This window comes from Orientia tsutsugamushi, from assembly GCF_900327275.1.
GTDB classification, from domain to species: Bacteria; Pseudomonadota; Alphaproteobacteria; order Rickettsiales; family Rickettsiaceae; genus Orientia; species Orientia tsutsugamushi.
On the sequence record NZ_LS398548.1, the window covers coordinates 599,633 to 617,384 of the forward strand.

A 17,752-nucleotide genomic window follows, 5' to 3' on the forward strand; every position below is an offset into this window, starting at 1 on the left:
TTTTTAGTAGCTATAATTTACTTCCCTATATTCAGTAATAGTTGCACAACATTATAGATACCATAATCAAGTATTACGCACAGTATACTAAATAAACCTACAGCTACTAAAACAACTAATACAGACATCCAAACTTCTCTAATATCCACCCATACTACTCTCATAGCTTCACTTTTTACCTGTTTACAAAACTCAATCATTCTTTTTACTTTCAACATCTCTTTCAAAAAAATATCTTAACTTAATATTACACTCATTGAACTCTATTTTATATAGAAGTGGCAGGAGAGACAGGACTTGAACCCGCAACACCCGGTTTTGGAGACCGGTGCTCTACCATTGAGCTACACTCCTAATTAAATAAAATCATATAATAACACCAAGAAATAGAGCCCAATTCTATAACCTTTTTTTGATAAGAAAAAAAATATAGTTAACATTATGCAACAAATTAAATCAATCTCTATCTTACTTATTTTATAATTTTAGAGACTTTGCCAGCACCAACAGTTTTACCTCCTTCACGAATAGCAAAAGACAACCCTTGATCCATAGCAATAGGCGCTACTAAATTAACACTTAGTGTAGCATGATCCCCAGGCATCACCATCTCTTTTCCAGATAATAACGCTATCTCACCAGTAACATCTGTTGTTCTACAATAAAACTGAGGCCTATAATTTTGAAAAAACGGAGTATGCCTACCACCTTCTTCTTTAGTTAAAACATAAACCTCAGCTTCAAAACTAGAATGCGGAGTAATAGTTCCAGGCTTAGCTAAAACCTGCCCCCTTTCTACATCTTCACGCTTTATCCCACGTAATAATATACCTACATTATCTCCAGCCTGCCCTTGCTCTAACTCCTTCTTAAACATCTCAACACCAGTACATATCGTCTTCTGAGTACTACGCAATCCAACTATTTCTACTTCATCACCAACTTTAATAACCCCCCTCTCAATTCTTCCTGTAACTACTGTACCACGACCCAATATTGAGAACACATCCTCTATCGGCATTAAAAACGGCTGATCTAAAACTCTAGTAGGCTGTGGTATGTAATCGTCTATGGCATCCATTAATTCTAATATACCTTTCTTAGCATTAGAATCACCATTTATCGCTTTTAAAGCTGAACATCTAATTATAGGAACAGTATCACCTGGAAAATCGTATTTCGTCAACAATTCCCTTACTTCCATCTCAATTAATTCCAACAATTCTGGATCAGCTTGATCTATCTTATTTATACAAACTATAATACTTGGCACTCCAACTTGCTTTGCCAATAACACATGCTCCCTTGTTTGAGGCATAACACCATCAACACCAGATACAACTAATATCAAGCCATCAGTTTGAGATGCTCCAGTGATCATATTTTTAATATAATCAACATGCCCAGGACAATCTACAAGCGCATAATGTCTCTTCTTACTTATAAACTCTACATGAGCAGTCTGTATTGTAATCCCTCTAGCTCTTTCTTCTGGTGCAGAATCAATTTCATCATAATTCTTCACCTTTACAGCACCATCACTTAACTCTGACGATACTATAGTTATTGCTGTTGCTAGTGATGTTTTTCCATGATCAACATGCCCTATTGTTCCTATATTACAATGCGGCTTATCTCTATTAAATGCTACTGCCATAATCTTTTATAATTTATAATTACTCCATTGTAAATAATTTTTCTATTAAACTTTATATTATCTTAGAAAAACTTAAACTTAACTACTAAATACAAATACTAAATATTTGCTATAATTGCAAGAATTAATTTTATATTACATTAATTAACATATAATTCTTCAACTAATTTTTTTTATTGACTATTAGTTATCACATTCTTTAACAAAAGTTTTTTTCTCTCAACAATTAAAGATTCAACTAAATTATTCAACTCTCGAATAGCAAGCATCTTATAATCTTTATATTCAATAACAGGCCCTAGTATAATCTTTATTATTCCTGGCTTAATTAACAAACTCCTTGCAGGCCAGAACACTCCAGCATTATGGGTCATCAATACAATAGGCACTTTAGATAAACTAGCTAATTTCACACCACTAGGCTTAAATTTTTTATCTACATCTATCGGCACTCGCGCTGACTCAGGAAACATTATCATCCATAAGCCATCTTTAATCTTTTGCTGCCCAATAGTTAAAATTTTTCTTACAGACCAAAAATCATTTCTATTAACATGAACTGGATCCATTAATCTTAATCCCCAACCAAATACTGGAATATTGAATAACTCACGCTTCACTACCCAACTTTGCATAGGAAACAACAGTAATACTACAGCATTCTCCCAAAAAGATTGATGATTAGATAACACCACTGCCGGTCCTAATGGCAACTTAGCATCATACCTAACTTGAAAATTTAGCCCACAAATTATTTTTAAAAGATTAATAAAAATCTTCACATATAACTTAGCTATAAAATACTTCACCTTATAATTATTTCTTGAACATAATAGTACAACAAACATAACAGGCAAAAATGCAACACTAACAATGGATATCATTATAAAAAACAAGCCAGTACGTAAATAAACCATAAAACTGCATTTTAGCTTCATAAAGTAATTACCATAACACTTAAACTATTCTATAATATCGAACCTTAATTCTACAATCTTACTTCTTCATTACAAAATTTAAATATTTCGTGATTTTCTTAATCTAGCAATCAATCATCTTTCCCAAACATCCACAAAAATATCAACTAAAAAATCATTTAAAGTCATAACAAATCATGAGATTGTCTAGCCTTAAATGCTGCCAACAAAGTACCTTCATCTAAATAATCTAACTCACCACCTAACGGAATTCCGGAAGCCAATTTTGAGATTTTTAAATTTTCATCTTTCAAATAATCAATAACAAAAAAAGCAGTCATTTGCCCATCTATTGTTGAGTTAGTAGCTAAAATTATTTCTTGTACTTTATACTCACGAATACGATTCAATAACTTAGGTAATTTTAGGCTATTAATAGCATCGTTACCGCTAACAGCAGATAATGTTTTCCCTAAAACATGATACCAGCCTTTAAAAACCTTACTACGTTCTAAAGCCCAAAGATCTGCTACAGACTCAACTATAGCTATGATTGATGAATCACGCTCAGAATGTCTGCAAATATTACAAATAGAAACTACATCTAAATTTCCACAATAATCACATTCCATAATATTATTTAACACAGAAGTTAATTGATTATTAAGATTTTTAATTCTAACTTCCTTATCTTGCATTAAATAAAGCACTATCCTCCTAGCAGAGCGGTTACCTAATCCAGGCAACTGAGCAAAAGAAAATATTAATTCCTCTATTATATTAGAATCTTTATGCATTACAATAATCTTTTACGCTTTTAGCTTTTATACTCTTCCTTCACCTTACTATACTCTTGCTTCTTAAGAAACACCTTATGAAGTTATCTTAATCAATTTTCTTTTGATGCTTTAGCAAAAACGGCAATTGCGTCAAGAAAAACAACACTGTCAAAGGAAAAACTCCAAATACCTTAAAGGCAACCCAAAAAGCCTCAGAATAACAACGCCATGTAACTTCATTTATTACAGCCATAAAAATAAGATAGAAAGCAGATCGCAGTGAAAAAGTTAACCAATGCCGATCATCCATTTGAAATAATTGTGAGAATACTGGCTTTAGTAAAGGCAATTTTTTTAAGTAGCCAATATATAATATCAATGCCAATATTATGTATAATATTGTTGGCTTCATTTTAATATATTTAAAATCATTTAACCATATCGAAATTATACCTGAAACAAGCAACACACCTCCTGAAATTAATAGCGGCAATGAAACTTGTTTATAAATAATATAGCTAATAAGCAGTGATATACATGTTGACACCATAATACATAAAGTTGCCATACCCATATCACTACCAATGTTATAAGTCACAAAAAAAACTATGACAGGACCAGATTCTAATAAAATCTTTAACATTTTTTATTTTTTCCACTTTTTTTGAAATTGATTTAGATTATCCATTGAACAGCAATAATGCAGCATATATAACCCTAACAAAGTTGAAATATAAAATATAACTTGTAGTGTATTTGGAGTAGCAGTATATCCAATTAACACTTTTAAAAATCTACCGAAAAAACTGCCATCTAATACTAACCATGAAGAATCCCATAAAACTTCTGAACAGCTTGTAATTATGCCAGATGATGTCATAATAGCAGCTGCGTCCGAGGACATAGCTGCTGCTATAAAAATTAATACTCCAAGAGATACTTTAAACAAATATTTTGGCGCAATAATTATCAAACCATTATATAAACCATATCCTATTAATACTGCGCTTATACCACCCATCATACCACCTATTAAATAATTAGTAATACATACCATCTTATCAGTTGCAATAATACCACCAAGAAAAAGCACTATCTCAACCCCTTCACGCACAACAGTAGCAGCAACCATTAATGATATCGCCAATTTTGATTTAATTCCAACTTGAATACCATTTTGCAAATCACTAAATCGCTGTTTTAGTTCATTATTATAGTTCATCACCCTAACAATTGTATATGCAACCATAGCTATAGCTATGAAAATTATTGCAAGAGAAAAAAATTCCGCTCCTAACCCATCAAACATAAGTGATATTTTAGCAAAAATCAAAGCAACTAATATAGATATAATACTACCAATGACAATTCCTAAAATAATATAATTTCGAGAATTTATTATACTTCTAGTAGCAATGCTAATAATACCAATAAAAATTGAAATCTCTAGCATTTCTCGAAAAACTATTATTGATACTTTAGCCATAACTTATGTGTTGTTTGATTTACTTGTTTCACTCTACAATAATTACTCCTTGAGCAGTTTCTTCATTAAATTCTCCGAAAAACTTATAACTACCTTGCTTAAGAGGCGGCAATATTATTTTTACTGTACTATGAGCAGGAATAATTTTTTCTCTCTTTAAATCTCGGCTTTCGAACTCTTCAACAGAGTCATCAAGATTTTCTATGATTAATTCTATTCTCTTATTAGCATGTACATGTATTTCGCTAGGCTCAAATTTATGATCTTTTATTACCAATTTACACAGCTCAGAATCACTATCTGAACGCCAAGATGCTAAAGTTAGCAATACAAGCAATAAATATACACCTATCGATAACTTAGCAAACCAATTTTTTACACCAGCATTATTCATTTTAAAACAATTTAAAATTATAGAAACATAATACTACAGCTAAAAAATCAAAATCCAATATTTATTATAATCACTTTCCAATATTTGGAAATTATTATAATGCTATCTACTGTTTACTTTGTATAATTTTCTTAGGACAAGTTAAGAAAAACTTAAGCCCTATAATAGATGCAATAATATCAATTCTATCTTTGACATACAACAATTTTTATTAATAAATCTTGACACTATACAAAATTTATCTCATTTTCCATTAAAGCTCATTAAAGTTTACTGTATACTGTTTTTAGTATTATAATAAAGTTTATTAAATAGTTTTAAATAATTCGATATCAAAACATAAGTGAATTTCATTTAAGCTATGCGAGCCTGTAGCTCAGCTGGTAGAGCACTTGACTTTTAATCAAGGTGTCCCGGGTTCGAATCCCGGCAGGCTCACCATTTTAATATATGCATAGAAGTTATTATCCACTATTCCAAGGCTTATAATGCATCGCAGGAGCAAAGAAGTTACCTTGCATATAATTCACATTAATATCCATTAAAATTTTTGCAATCTGTCCATTTTCAACAAATTCAGCTACGGTTTCTATTCCACGTCCTGCTGCTGTTTCTACTAAGGTTTTAACTATAGATTTATTATAATAATTATCATTAATATCTCGTATAAAGCAACCACCAATCTTAATTATATCTACTTGCAACATCTGCAAGTGCTTAAACGAAAAAAAGCCTGCTCCAAAATCATCAATTGCAACTTGACAACCTTTATTATGCATTGCTTCAATAAATTCTATAGTTTTAATTACATCATTATTAAAAGCAGTTTCAGTAATTTCTATAGTTAATCTATCTGCTACTGGATACGATGATAGCAATTCATCAGCCATTGCTATCAAACTAGAATCTAATACTCCTATATTTGAGATGTTAACAGCAAGCGTTAAATCTGGAACAGAACTTAACTCTTTAATAGCAAACTGCAAAACCATCTTATCAATAACATTAATAAAACCATTCTTTTCTGCCAACAAGATAAACGGCTCAGCAGAAGTTAACTTATTGGCAGCATCTAGAATTCTCAATAAACACTCATAATATAATATTTTTCCAGTTCTAGACTCCACTATCGGCTGATAAGCAAACAACAACTTTTCACTCATTTGAGCCTCTTTAAATAGAGCTAATGCCTTAAATTCTTTCTTCAGCCCTGTTGTAAATTCTAAAAAATTAAATTCCGAATAGTAACCTAAAAAACTACTATCATCCAAGTAACTCTTTAAATATTTTATCAATAATAACAACTTAGTACCATATTCTGGAAATTTTATACTTGATATTTTACATTTTAAAAACAATTTATCCTTGTCAAAAGTAACCATTTGTGATTTATAATAAATATCATATGCTATAGTTGAAACTTTACTCCTATCAATTTTAGGAAAAACAATGATGAAATAATAGTCCCACTGAAACACATAGTGTTTACTTACATACACTTTACATATAGTTGATAAAATTAGTTTAAACTTCTGGAATATTTGCTTTAACCTTTTATTTGCTGCTATCAATAGCAAATTATTATAGTTTTGTATCTTAATTAATAGCACAACTCCACCACCATGGTTTATAAAATCATCAAATACATTAGTAACCTTTAACCATGGTCGAGTAGAACAAAAATTATGCCTCATCATCTTTCAACTCAATTAACAAAATTTATAATAAAAAAATCTAAATAACAGTATACTATTTTTAAAAACTATCACTGATAAATAATCAACTACTTTGTAGTATTAGTACTAACTATCTGCTTAGCAATTCTAAACACTTTACCAAAACCTCATACACCTTGCTTAGGCTCAAACATAATTAAAACTCATCAACAAAAATTTCGCAAATTTTCAAGAAATAACCTTGCACGATGGGACTTTGGATTCTTAAAAAAATCTTGTGCAAGCTGACATGCCAGAACCTGCCCCTTATCCATAAAAATTATTCTATCAGCAATAACTTTAGCAAATGCAATATTATGAGTTACAACTACAATAGTCATACTATGTTTTAACTTAGCAATAGTATTAACTACCTCCATAACCGACTCTGGATCAAGAGCTGAAGTCGGCTCATCAAATAACATAACCTCTGGATTCATCATTAGCGCTCTACAAATCGCCACTCTTTGTTTTTGCCCTCCTGAAAGTTTAGAAGGCATATCATTTTTTTTGCTTTCTAGACCAAATGACAGTAATAATTCATCAGCTTTCATTATTGCATTTTGTGCAGACATTTTAAAAACTATTTGTGCAGCATAAATTAAGTTTTTAAGAACCGTAAAATGAGGAAACAAGTTAAAATGCTGAAACACAATACCAACTCTAGACAATAATTCCTTTTTATTTGATTGGTTAATTTGTTGCCCATTAATAAAAATCTCACCACTACTAATATTTTCCAATTGACAAATACACCTTAATATAGTCGACTTACCGCTTCCAGATGGGCCTAAAATAATAGCAGCCTCATTTTTAAAAAGTTCAAAATTAACATTATAAAGAGCTGAAAATTTATCAAACTTTTTTGAAACATCTTTTAATTTTATTACACTAATCATATTTCAACTTTAACTTTTTTTCTAACAACTGAGCCAAAAAACTTAAAATTAATACTAAAATATAATAACATAATGCAACACTAATCATAGGAGTAAAGAAATCATATGTAGCTTGAGATAAAATTTTAGCTCTACCCATTAAATCCATACCCCCTAATACTGAAATAATAGATGATTCTTTAAGAAGATTAATAACTTCATTAACTAATGAAGGAATAATTTTTCTAAGAGCTTGCGGTAAAACAATATCTTTCATAATATAAAAATAAGGTATATTAAGAGCTAATGCAGCTTCAATTTGCCATTTATCCACTGAATTAATTCCAGACTTAATAATTTCTGCAACATAAGCACCAGAATTTAATGAAAACACTAATACGCCGGCATAGAACACATTACTTAACTTAAAGGAAAAATATATTACATATAACTGTATTATTAACGGAGTACCACGAAAAACTGATATATAAATATTAGCTCCAAATTTTAATAGCTTATATTTAGACATTCTGCTAACTGTTAATAAAACAGCAATAACAAACCCAAAACAAACAGCACTAAAAGCATATTGCAAAGTAACAGGAATTCCTAACGCAATATTACTAAGCACATGACACAAAGTTTTAATAATAAAAACCTCCCTTGTTAGTACCAATAATCATATTCATAAATAAAACAATTTGTCAAAATCATATTTCACTACCTAGCTCACGCGAGCAAGTAATAATCTAGAATAGAACAACTTCAATAATATAGCAAAACAATTTTTAATATATTATAACGATATGCAAAAATGTTTATAGATACTTAATTTGTTTCATATTATATTTTTTTATCATATTCTTTAATTACAGCAATTATAGCTACATAAAATAATTGAGAACTGAATATGATTCTTCATTAGAAATTTTCTAGTTAATAGATGATTTTTGCAAGTATTCTGAAGAAGTAATAAAAATATATGATACCAAACCCTCATAGAAAAAGCAATTTATCATATAAAATCGTAGCTACAAGGCATGCGCAAAAACGCTTTTCCTTCCAAAGAACCGCACGAGCGAATTACTCAGCATAATGCTCAGACAATTTACCATATAAATACGTCTACGAAGATTATTAACCTTTTGTAATTTCTTTCCAATTTATTGAATGCTAATAGATTTTTTTGAAATTATCCTTAGTACTAATTATTACATTTGCATTTAGCATTCAACTTTTTTAAAGTAATAGTGAAATTCGATCAGATTAAAGAGCTAAAGGAAAGGAACATTCTCAAAGATGGTAGATATTTTGAGGAAAGCTGATAGTCTTAAGAAATCAAAAGATGGGCGTAAAAATAAGCTCAATTTGGAGGAACAGTTGCTGATGGTGTTAGAATACCTTAGAGAATACCGTACTTATTTCCATATAGGCCAGAACTATGGGATTAGTGAAAGTTTAGCATATAAACGCCAGATTAGGATAAGGTAGTTATGGTTTGTTCTTACTCTTTAAGCTTCATCTTATAATCAATAACAAAGGTGAAATAATATCAGTTAAAATTACTAAAGGCAATAAAAGCGACCTATCTATGGCTTCAGTTATTTCTGAAGGCCTATCTGGTAAATTGTTTGGTGATAAAGCTTACATATCTAAAGAGTTATTTCATCAACTATTCTCCAATGGTCTACGTTTATTTACTAATCTTCTTAAAGATATGAAAACATATTTATCAGACATAGATGATAAGCGTTTATTATAGCTATTTACAATGAAGTTTGAGCATAGAAAAAGCGACAATAGCATCATAAGATTTACCAACATGATATTTTATATGCAAACTTCATTGTAAATGACTATAAATAAACGTTCCTTAATTAAATCTGTCTTTAATGTACTAAAAAAAACTTATCCATTTAGAGCATACTCTACATCGCTCTCATATTAATTCCTTTGTTCATATAATTGCTTTTCTTGCTAGTTATTCTATCTCCAAACTTTATCCCTATCTTATCTCCTCTTCTTCTTCCTTATCCTAAATTAGCGTAGAAAAAGATGGATATATATTAGAGTATTTATTTCCTTATTCTCCTGATTTAAATCACATTGAAAAAAGCTTTCAAGCTAAATCAAGAAGAATGAAATATCGCTGTGACGTAGTTACGCTTTTTGAAAAGTATATAATAAACTGTTTTATACTGGTTTGGCTATAGTATCTAAATTTACTGTTGACTAACGCAATTTAAAGTTGTATTTAAGCTTCTTAAAGAAAAAAATACGAGATTATTTTATGTACATAAAAACTAGACATATACTTTCTTTCTCTCAATCAGATTCAGTTGATAATTTTGACAGCCATACAAATCTTCCAAACCTACCAGCTATTGATTTTAGTAATATTGGCATTGGGAATCCTAAGTTTGTTGCTTCTGAAGAGAGTTTATCAGTTGCTAAGCTACCCAAAGCAGATTATGTTGCTATCGTATGGACAAACGCTGAATTTGCAGCCTTGAATCATGTTTTTTTTTCCAATAACAGCAGTATAAAATATAGAGAAGCTGATAGTAATGCTTTTAACAATACTAACTGGCGCTTATACAAATCTGGATATCAAGATTTTATGCATGCAGTTGAGTTAAATGGGGCTGTTCTTCCTTCTAAAAAACTAGAAGCTTGGGGAAGATATGCAATATTTCAATTATCAAATGGAAAAACACTTTTATTATACAAGTCAGATATGCATCCATCAACAGATGGGCTAATTACAAATATTAATGACGATACTGTAGCAAAAAAGTTTAATTGTGAAATAAATCAAGTGCCAACTACTGTATTAATTGAAAAAATTATTCATGAAACTTCTCCTAGTCTTATAATAACAAGCGGTACAGCTGGTGGAACTGTAATTGAAGATGTGATTGGCACTGTCAATATTACAAATCAAGCGCTATGCGAGCTTAATAAAGGTCATGGAATAAATTTTGAAAATGCTGTATATAAAGGTATTAAAATTAATAATAGCTGCTATACCTCAAAATGGAAACCACAAATAACATCACAATTATCAAAATTCTTTACTAAAGTTCCACTCAATAATAATGAACTTGAAAAAATATACGAAAAACTAATTCGCCATGAAGTGACTAGGCACTATGATATTTCGCAAATAAAGTTAAGCGATTTATTAAATGACTCTATTGATCCTGAATTAGCGCTTCATCCAAAGCTAAACAATCTGTGTGATAAGAAACCAATATTGTCTACGAATACTTTTGAAGTTGCAAATACTAGTGGTAATCATAGTAAATATGCTGCTCAAGAAATGGACGATGCATTTGTAGCAGTGGTAGCTGATTATATGAAAGTTCCTTTTGGAGTAGTAAGAAATATATCAGATCCTGTATCAAATTGCATAGTTGCTAATTTATCAGGATCAGCATTAAGTGACGTACAAAAAAGTTGGTGTTCGCTAATATATAGAGTATATGGGCTGTATGCTAGTGTAAACAGCGCTCTTACTATTGCTTGTTTGCTTAGCAAGTAACTCAAGTGTGTTAATATTTTCATAACTATTTTTTGTTAACTAGAATGTCTCTGCTATGAGGATCATAATAAGTTCTATATGCCTTCATAGTTAGAGACATATCGTGCATTAATTTAAAATAGACTTCTTTCGAAACTAGAGAATGATGTAGAATAGTGTTATAAAGATCTGATTGGAGGTAATAACGAAATTCGATCAGATTAAAGAGTTAAAGGATGAAAAATTTCATCTATTAACAGGAGTAAGGAAGGTAACATTTTCAAAGATAGTGGATATTTTGAGGAAAGTTGATGGTCTTAAGAAATCAAAAGGCGTGAGTAAAAATAAGCTCAATTTGGAGGAACAGTTGCTGATGGCGTTAGAATACCTTAGAGAATACCGTACTACTTATTTCCATATAGGTCAGAAGATGTAGCTATTAAGTGTAATCCAGATTGTATAGAAGCTTGTATTAATAAAGGAATTGCTTTAAGGGAATTATGACAATATCAAAAGGCAATTGAAAATTATGATACTGCTATTCGATACAGACCAGATGATGCAGAACTTATGTTAATAAAGGAAATGCTTTAAAAAAGCTGGAAAAGCTACTAGAAGCTATAGAAAATTTTTAAGTATCGACCAGATTTTTTAGATGCTTACAATAATAAAGGAACTGCTTTATATATACTAGAACAATATCAAGATGCAATAGAGAATTTTGATTTGGATATTAAGTATCAACCAGATTTTTCAGACGCTTACAATAATAGACTTCTTTCGAAACTAGAGAATGATGTAGAATGGTGTTATAAAAATCTAATTTGAAGTAATAATGAAATTAGATCAGATTAAAGAGTTAAAGGATGAAAAATTTCGTCGATTAACAGGAGTAAGGAAGAGGACATTTTCAAAGATGGTGGATATTTTGAGGAAAGCTGATGGTCTTAAGAAATCAAAAGGTGGACGTAAAAATAAGCTCAATTTGGAGGAACAGTTGCTGATGGTGTTAGAATACCTTAGAGAATACCGTACTTATTTCCATATAGGTCAGAACTATGGAATTAGTGAAAGTTCAGCATATAAAGCTGTAAAATGGGTAGAAGACACCCTAGTTAAACACGCAAACTTTGCTCTTCCAGGCCGTAAAGCTTTAATGAAGAGTGATATGAATTATGAAGAGTCTTGATTGATGCTACTGAGAGTCCTATAGAAAGACCTAAAAAAAACAAAAATTCTATTATTCAGGAAAGAAGAAAAGGCATACACTAAAAACTCAAATAGTGGTAGATAAGAAAACGCGCCAAGTAATATGTACAGATTTTTCTAACGGTAAAAAACATGACTTTAGATTATTTAAGAAATCCAAAATTCTTATCCATCCTAAGGTAAAAGTGATTACTGATACAGGATATCAAGGCATACAAAAAATTCACAATAATTCTGAATTACCAAAGAAAAAAAGCAAGAAAAATCCTTTAACTAAAAATGATAAAAAGAATAATCGGTAGATTCGCAGGAGAAAGAGTTGTAAATGAAAACGTTATTGGTGCGCTAAAACGCTTCAAAATTATTGCTAATAAATATCGAAGTTGAAAAAAATTTTATGCCAAACCTATATAAATCTTCATACTGATACTATCTGCCTTAGAAGACCAATTTTACCTATAGTACATCTTATAATCAATAATTAACGCATAGAAGCAACAAGGATAAGCATTAGACCTCTTTCGAAACTGGTTAAGGTAGTTCAAAATTATTGCTGACAAATGTCGAAATAGACGTAAAAGATTAGGTCTTAGATTTAATTTGATCTCTTGCATTTATAATTTTGAACTACCTTAACCAGTTTCGAAAGAGGCCTAATAAAGGAATTGCTTTGAATAAATTGAGGCGACATCAAGAAGCAGTGGAAAGTTGTAACCTGGCTATCAAATATGATTCTGATAATGTGTACGCATACCAGTTAGCAAATGAACTTGCAAAAAAAATTAAAAAAAGCAATCTCAGCATCATAATGGATGTGTGTAGTATAGTTCTCAAGTATCTCTCTTTTGCTGGCCATGATATTTTTTAGCATAAAATATTGCTTTTTCAACTCTATCAAGATCAATTTTGGTGTTAAATCTTACATTAGACCTCTTTCGAAACTGGTTAACATAGTTCAAAATTATAAATGCCAGAGGTCAAATTAAATCTAAGACAGAATCTTTTACATCTATTTCGATATTTATCGGCATTTATCGGCAATAATTTTGAACCGTTTTAGCATACAAATAACGTTTTCATTCACAACTCTTTCTCCTGCTAATCTAAGGTTATTCTTTTTATCATTTTTAGTTAAAGGTTTTTTCTTGCTTTTTTCCTTGGTAATTCAGAATTATTGTGAATTTTTTGTATATCTTGATATCCTGTATCAGTAATCGCTTTAACCTTAGGATGAATAAGAATTTTGGATTCCTTCTTTTAATGTTTTGACTTCACTTGGTATTTCTTCTATCCATTTCGCTCTCAAGTCTACAGCTTGTTCTATTCTAGAAATCGCTTCTCTTGACTCATGATTTTCCGTAAAAGTTATAGATTCTTTCGTTTTACCACTTTCAGATAAAAAATACGAAACAAGCATTATTGTGATGCTTATAAAAATTAAGGCAATTACTAGCTTTCAGCGAATAATACTCGTTAGTTCTGATAATTTGCTATTAGACCTAACATCAGATTCAGCATTTGGTTTGTTATTTAGCTCTAAATCTTCTTTAACACTGATTTTCATATGTTCTTAGAATACTACTTATATCGGCATAGATTTAATTTAAGTATGATAATTAGTTGACTAATTTTGAATATAGTATCATAATTATTATGTTGATAGCTGTATGGCTACACAAAATTTATAGATTTGTGAGGAAAGTCCGAGCTCCATAAAAGCATAGTGCTGGGTAACGCCCAGCAGAAGTAATTCTAGGGAAAGTACCACAGAGAATATACCGCCAAATAAATTAATTTGGTAAGGGTGAAAAGGTGAGGTAAGAGCTTACCGGTAGTTTAGTAATAAATTACGCATGGTAAACCCCACTAGGAGCAAGACCAAATAGAAGCAACATAACTAATAAGTTAGAAGGCGTTTTTATCTAGTTGCTTGGGTAGGTCGCTTGAGGTAAATAGTAATATTTATCCCAGATAAATAGCCGTAATTAATATATTAATTAATATATTTTACAGAACTCGGCTTATAGGCTATCAATACAATTTAGATTATGTAAAATACATGAGAAAAGTATATTATTATCCTTTATGTCCTTTTTCAAGACAACTGCGAATTATATTAAAAGAAGTAGATTCAGTATTTACTTTGATAAAGGAGGAATTTTGGTTAAAGAAAAAAGAATTTATTACTCTTAACCCAAATGGCAAGTTGCCTGTGTTAATTGAGACATCAGGATTAGTAGTATATGATATTTTTACTATTATTGAATATCTAAGGGAAATTGACCCAAACTTTCATTTTATATGCAATGAGCCAGAAAAAAATGTCGCAATTAGAAAGCTGTTTACTTGGTTTAATGATAAATTTTATCATGAAGTCACAAAAATAATATTAGATGAAAAATTAATTAAATTTTTAAAAAATTACGGTTCACCAAGATCTGATTTGTTAAAAATAGCTAAAACAAGTCAAAAAGTTCATTTTAATTTTATTACCAATCTTTTACAATCAAATTCATATTTAGCCGGAGATCAAGTAACTATTGCAGATATTGCTGCAGCTAGTCATATCTCAGTAATTGATTATTTTAACGAAGTTATTTGGGATTATTATCCCAGCGTTAAAAACTGGTATGTATTGATAAAGTCTAGGCCTAGTTTTAAGCCTTTATTACAAGATTATACCCCTGGTTTTTTTCCGCCTAAATATTATGCTGAACTAGATTTTTAAGTTAAGTATATAGTATTAATCACACATATCTAAATTGTGCTAAATTAATGTAATTTGCCAAAGATATATAGCTTAATTTGCTAAGGTAGTTATAATAGATATCTTTCGAAACTGGTTAAGGTAGTTCAAAATTATAAATGCAAGAGATCAAATTAAATCTAAGACCTAATCTTTTACGTCTATTTCGACATTTGTCAGCAATAATTTTGAACTACCTTAACCAGTTTCGAAAGAGGTCTAATGTAGATGTTTCGTTTTATAATAATTGTTTAATAGTAGTTTGGCTATATAATAATTTACAGCCTCTAATTTCTATTAGAAACTCAGCTATAACTGCTTTATGAAAACTTATATTATACCTCTTTCGAAACTGGTTAACGTAGTTCAAAATTATTACTGATAAATATCCAAATAGACGTAAAAGATTCGGTTTTTGATTTAATTTGATCTCTGGCATTTATAATTTTGAACTACGTTAACCAGTTTCGAAAGAGGTCTATTATCTATATTAATGTTTGTCTAGTAGTTAAGTCTTGGGTCAACATAGCCTATGCGTAAACATCAAAAATATTTTTATTGCAATTGCTTTTAAATAAAAAAAGAAGCAATAACCTGCCAATTACAAAGGCCAGCTATCGTACTATGAATATTCTACTACTTTTTGTAAAATGATAGGATATTATGACACTTTAGTTTAGAAATTTGTTCGTACATTGAAACTAATTTTTTCTAATAAAGAGTTAACAAAGCCAATTTCACTTTCTTTAACAAAATCATTAGCTATATTTGTAAACTCATTGATTACGACTTTATATGGAGTGCTAGTAAAAAATTTTAATTCACAAGTGGCAACACGTAAGATTGATAATAGAATTAAATGTAGGTCTTTAATTTGCCAATTGTCTGCAAGATAAGATGAAATTATCATGTCAATGGTTTCTAAGTTGTCTATAGTTTCATTCACTAACTTTGTTAGATAATTTGTCCTTAGCTTAAAGCAAGGTATAGCAGAATCTAATTCAAGATCTTCTAAAGAACTTTTATCTTTATAATATGTAATAATAAAATCTATTATAGAATCTATTGTAGGCTCTGAGCCCAAAATTTGATAACTATAAACTCCTTGAATACTTGCAATTCTAGTTATAGTCTTAGTATTAATCTTAATCATATAATAGAGCAACCAATTTGATATTAAGAGCAGTTATTTTGCAAATAGCTAAGTAGTTCATTATGTATTATTACACATTCATTACTAGTATCTAAGTCTTTGATTCTATAACTTTGTTCTCGCACTTCGATTGCTCCAATAAATATCACCTTACTTGCCTTAATGTAATTAGCTCGATTTAATCTTTTTGAAATGCTGTCCTGCAAATCAATTACAGTTGTAATATTATTATTTCTTAATTTTTGCAGCAACATAATACCATGTTGGTGATGTTCCTCATCTACTGGTATAATAACTATAGGTCTTACATCCACTGGAGTATAATTAGTTAAAAGTGCTAATCTTTCTATTCCAGCAGCAAAACCGATAGCAGGCAACGTTTTTTTGCCACTTGCTAATTTACCTCCCATTTGTTCGAATAGTCCATCATATCTCCCTCCTCCCAAAACAGTAGATTGAGCGCCAATTTGAGTTGATACATACTCAAAAACTGTATGACAGTAATAATCTAACCCGCGCACTAAATTAGCATTTACAGTATATTTAATACCACAAAATTCTAAATATTCTAGCACTTTATCAAAGTAACATCTAGCTTTAATAGTGTAATAATCATGTATGCTAGGCGCTGAAGCAGATATTTTTTTATCCTGCAAATTTTTAGAATCTAAAATTCGTAGTGGATTTTCAATAAGACGACTTTGACTATCTTGCGATAATTCAGTTCTGTATTTACTAAAATACTCAACCAAAGCTTGTTGATATTTTGCTCTTGATTCCATGCAGCCAAGTGAATTTATTTCTAAGTTCACTTTATCAACTAAATTTAATGTTTTTAATATATCATGAGCTAGCAACACTATTTCTGCATCACTGAATGGAGAATCGTCACCAATACACTCCAAATTAATTTGGTGAAATTGACGCTGTCTACCAGCTTGAGGATTATCATATCTAAATGCTGGTCCTGATGAAAAAAATTTTAATGGTAGTTTTTTATTTTGTAGATTATTATAAATAACTGCCCGCATAATACTTGCAGTAAACTCTGGCCTTAAACTAACACTACGATTTCCTTTATCAAGAAAAACATACATCTCTTTACTAAGAACATCTGAGTCTTTGCCTAAAGTACGATTAAATATTTCTGTGTATTCTATGATTGGAGTAGATATAGGTTGAAACCCATATAACTTACTTAAATTCCTAGAAACGCTAACAATATAGTCATGTTTTCCAAATTCTTCAGGTAGTAAATCTTTGCTACCTTTAACTGGCTGCAATTTGATTGACAT

General features: G+C 30.2%; 16 protein-coding genes, 2 tRNA genes, 1 other RNA gene and 10 pseudogenes. 12 read left to right on the forward strand and 17 right to left on the reverse strand.

The features are described from left to right. Window positions 1-17: 17 nt before the first annotated feature. The 8 genes from secE to DK405_RS03135 all read right to left on the reverse strand — a co-directional run bounded on the left by secE (window position 18) and on the right by DK405_RS03135 (window position 5,233). Window positions 18-218 (reverse strand): preprotein translocase subunit SecE, encoded by a 201-nt coding sequence (gene secE, locus DK405_RS03100; protein WP_012462216.1) that lies wholly within the window; start codon window positions 216-218, stop codon window positions 18-20. Between the two features lie 61 nt (window positions 219-279). Continuing rightward, a tRNA-Trp gene (locus DK405_RS03105) sits at window positions 280-354 on the reverse strand. 118 nt (window positions 355-472) lie between these two features. Next, the gene (gene tuf / locus DK405_RS03110; protein WP_064613288.1) at window positions 473-1,657 is read right to left on the reverse strand and encodes an elongation factor Tu; all 1,185 of its coding nucleotides are present in this window, start codon (window positions 1,655-1,657) and stop codon (window positions 473-475) included. A gap of 173 nt (window positions 1,658-1,830) precedes the next feature. Beyond that, window positions 1,831-2,439, reverse strand: coding sequence for a lysophospholipid acyltransferase family protein (locus DK405_RS03115; protein ID WP_231967608.1), 609 nt, complete (start codon window positions 2,437-2,439; stop codon window positions 1,831-1,833). Between the two features lie 320 nt (window positions 2,440-2,759). Continuing rightward, a complete protein-coding gene (recR, locus tag DK405_RS03120) occupies window positions 2,760-3,371 on the reverse strand; it encodes a recombination mediator RecR (RefSeq protein WP_011944341.1) in 612 nt (203 codons plus the stop codon). 88 nt (window positions 3,372-3,459) lie between these two features. Beyond that, the gene (locus DK405_RS03125) at window positions 3,460-3,996 is read right to left on the reverse strand and encodes a septation protein A (protein ID WP_012462220.1); all 537 of its coding nucleotides are present in this window, start codon (window positions 3,994-3,996) and stop codon (window positions 3,460-3,462) included. Between the two features lie 3 nt (window positions 3,997-3,999). Then, on the reverse strand, window positions 4,000-4,839 hold the full coding sequence (locus DK405_RS03130; protein ID WP_045912743.1) for an FTR1 family iron permease: 840 nt from the start codon (window positions 4,837-4,839) through the stop codon (window positions 4,000-4,002). A 28-nt stretch (window positions 4,840-4,867) separates the two neighbouring features. Further along, window positions 4,868-5,233 (reverse strand): cupredoxin domain-containing protein, encoded by a 366-nt coding sequence (locus DK405_RS03135; protein WP_045912744.1) that lies wholly within the window; start codon window positions 5,231-5,233, stop codon window positions 4,868-4,870. 365 nt (window positions 5,234-5,598) lie between these two features. Here DK405_RS03135 and DK405_RS03140 point away from each other — a divergent pair. After that, a tRNA-Lys gene (locus tag DK405_RS03140) sits at window positions 5,599-5,674 on the forward strand. Between the two features lie 23 nt (window positions 5,675-5,697). Here DK405_RS03140 and DK405_RS03145 read toward each other — a convergent pair. From DK405_RS03145 to DK405_RS03155, 3 genes are all read right to left on the reverse strand, one after another. Continuing rightward, on the reverse strand, window positions 5,698-6,843 hold the full coding sequence (locus tag DK405_RS03145) for an EAL domain-containing protein (RefSeq protein WP_231967609.1): 1,146 nt from the start codon (window positions 6,841-6,843) through the stop codon (window positions 5,698-5,700). 272 nt (window positions 6,844-7,115) lie between these two features. After that, window positions 7,116-7,847, reverse strand: a complete 732-nt coding sequence (locus DK405_RS03150) for an amino acid ABC transporter ATP-binding protein (RefSeq protein WP_045912746.1) — start codon at window positions 7,845-7,847, stop codon at window positions 7,116-7,118. Beyond that, window positions 7,840-8,466: an amino acid ABC transporter permease gene (locus DK405_RS03155; RefSeq protein ID WP_011944347.1), complete on the reverse strand. Its 627-nt coding sequence runs from the start codon at window positions 8,464-8,466 to the stop codon at window positions 7,840-7,842. The genes DK405_RS03150 and DK405_RS03155 overlap by 8 nt, the downstream gene beginning before the upstream one ends. A 638-nt stretch (window positions 8,467-9,104) precedes the next feature. Here DK405_RS03155 and DK405_RS03160 point away from each other — a divergent pair. The 9 genes and pseudogenes from DK405_RS03160 to DK405_RS03195 all read left to right on the forward strand — a co-directional run. Then, window positions 9,105-9,296, forward strand: a pseudogene (locus DK405_RS03160) (helix-turn-helix domain-containing protein); the annotation flags it as partial. Between the two features lie 19 nt (window positions 9,297-9,315). Further along, a pseudogene (locus DK405_RS03165) lies at window positions 9,316-9,585 on the forward strand (transposase); the annotation flags it as partial. A 102-nt stretch (window positions 9,586-9,687) separates the two neighbouring features. Beyond that, window positions 9,688-9,865 (forward strand): annotated as a pseudogene (locus DK405_RS13790) (IS982 family transposase); the annotation flags it as partial. Window positions 9,866-10,116: 251 nt separating this feature from the next. Next, window positions 10,117-11,370, forward strand: coding sequence for a hypothetical protein (locus DK405_RS03175; RefSeq protein ID WP_045912749.1), 1,254 nt, complete (start codon window positions 10,117-10,119; stop codon window positions 11,368-11,370). Window positions 11,371-11,551: 181 nt separating this feature from the next. Next, a pseudogene (locus tag DK405_RS03180) lies at window positions 11,552-11,776 on the forward strand (transposase family protein); the annotation flags it as partial. Between the two features lie 83 nt (window positions 11,777-11,859). Further along, window positions 11,860-11,943 (forward strand): annotated as a pseudogene (locus tag DK405_RS15680) (hypothetical protein); the annotation flags it as partial. Between the two features lie 241 nt (window positions 11,944-12,184). Continuing rightward, a pseudogene (locus tag DK405_RS03185) lies at window positions 12,185-12,942 on the forward strand (IS5 family transposase); the annotation flags it as partial. 156 nt (window positions 12,943-13,098) lie between these two features. After that, a pseudogene (locus DK405_RS03190) lies at window positions 13,099-13,194 on the forward strand (IS5/IS1182 family transposase); the annotation flags it as partial. Continuing rightward, on the forward strand, window positions 13,181-13,426 hold the full coding sequence (locus DK405_RS03195) for a hypothetical protein (RefSeq protein WP_231967942.1): 246 nt from the start codon (window positions 13,181-13,183) through the stop codon (window positions 13,424-13,426). The pseudogene DK405_RS03190 and the gene DK405_RS03195, both read left to right, overlap by 14 nt. On the opposite strand, the pseudogene DK405_RS13795 reads toward DK405_RS03195, so the two are convergent. The 3 genes and pseudogenes from DK405_RS13795 to DK405_RS03210 form a co-directional block, all read right to left on the reverse strand. After that, window positions 13,392-13,517 (reverse strand): annotated as a pseudogene (locus tag DK405_RS13795) (HD domain-containing protein); the annotation flags it as partial. The gene DK405_RS03195 and the pseudogene DK405_RS13795 sit on opposite strands and share 35 nt — an antisense overlap. Next, a pseudogene (locus tag DK405_RS03205) lies at window positions 13,504-13,812 on the reverse strand (transposase family protein); the annotation flags it as partial. The pseudogenes DK405_RS03205 and DK405_RS13795, both read right to left, overlap by 14 nt. Further along, complete coding sequence (locus DK405_RS03210; protein ID WP_045912599.1) at window positions 13,784-13,975, reverse strand: hypothetical protein; 192 nt, start codon at window positions 13,973-13,975, stop codon at window positions 13,784-13,786. The pseudogene DK405_RS03205 and the gene DK405_RS03210, both read right to left, overlap by 29 nt. Window positions 13,976-14,213: 238 nt before the next feature. Between DK405_RS03210 and rnpB the strand changes: the two genes are divergently transcribed. Together rnpB and DK405_RS03220 are read left to right on the forward strand one after the other, a co-directional pair. After that, window positions 14,214-14,598, forward strand: an RNA gene (gene rnpB / locus DK405_RS03215) — RNase P RNA component class A. A 19-nt stretch (window positions 14,599-14,617) separates the two neighbouring features. Beyond that, window positions 14,618-15,286 (forward strand): glutathione S-transferase family protein, encoded by a 669-nt coding sequence (locus tag DK405_RS03220; RefSeq protein ID WP_045912600.1) that lies wholly within the window; start codon window positions 14,618-14,620, stop codon window positions 15,284-15,286. A gap of 115 nt (window positions 15,287-15,401) precedes the next feature. Here the strand turns inward: DK405_RS03220 and DK405_RS03225 are convergent. The 3 genes and pseudogenes from DK405_RS03225 to hisS all read right to left on the reverse strand — a co-directional run. Beyond that, window positions 15,402-15,497 (reverse strand): annotated as a pseudogene (locus DK405_RS03225) (IS5/IS1182 family transposase); the annotation flags it as partial. A gap of 483 nt (window positions 15,498-15,980) precedes the next feature. Next, entirely contained in the window at window positions 15,981-16,469 is a 489-nt protein-coding gene (gene nusB / locus DK405_RS03235; RefSeq protein WP_052691707.1) for a transcription antitermination factor NusB, read from the reverse strand. Window positions 16,470-16,480: 11 nt separating this feature from the next. Further along, window positions 16,481-17,752, reverse strand: coding sequence for a histidine--tRNA ligase (gene hisS, locus DK405_RS03240; RefSeq protein WP_045912603.1), 1,272 nt, complete (start codon window positions 17,750-17,752; stop codon window positions 16,481-16,483).

Bases quoted from the DNA above. Each gene is read 5' to 3' on its own strand.
- secE (WP_012462216.1), bottom strand. From the start codon at position 218: ATGTTGAAAGTAAAAAGAATGATTGAGTTTTGTAAACAGGTAAAAAGT.
- tuf (WP_064613288.1), bottom strand. From the start codon at position 1,657: ATGGCAGTAGCATTTAATAGAGATAAGCCGCATTGTAATATAGGAACA.
- recR (WP_011944341.1), bottom strand. From the start codon at position 3,371: ATGCATAAAGATTCTAATATAATAGAGGAATTAATATTTTCTTTTGCT.
- DK405_RS03125 (WP_012462220.1), bottom strand. From the start codon at position 3,996: ATGTTAAAGATTTTATTAGAATCTGGTCCTGTCATAGTTTTTTTTGTG.
- DK405_RS03130 (WP_045912743.1), bottom strand. From the start codon at position 4,839: ATGGCTAAAGTATCAATAATAGTTTTTCGAGAAATGCTAGAGATTTCA.
- DK405_RS03135 (WP_045912744.1), bottom strand. From the start codon at position 5,233: ATGAATAATGCTGGTGTAAAAAATTGGTTTGCTAAGTTATCGATAGGT.
- DK405_RS03150 (WP_045912746.1), bottom strand. From the start codon at position 7,847: ATGATTAGTGTAATAAAATTAAAAGATGTTTCAAAAAAGTTTGATAAA.
- DK405_RS03175 (WP_045912749.1), top strand. From the start codon at position 10,117: ATGTACATAAAAACTAGACATATACTTTCTTTCTCTCAATCAGATTCA.
- DK405_RS03210 (WP_045912599.1), bottom strand. From the start codon at position 13,975: ATGCTTGTTTCGTATTTTTTATCTGAAAGTGGTAAAACGAAAGAATCT.
- DK405_RS03220 (WP_045912600.1), top strand. From the start codon at position 14,618: ATGAGAAAAGTATATTATTATCCTTTATGTCCTTTTTCAAGACAACTG.
- hisS (WP_045912603.1), bottom strand. From the start codon at position 17,752: ATGTCAATCAAATTGCAGCCAGTTAAAGGTAGCAAAGATTTACTACCT.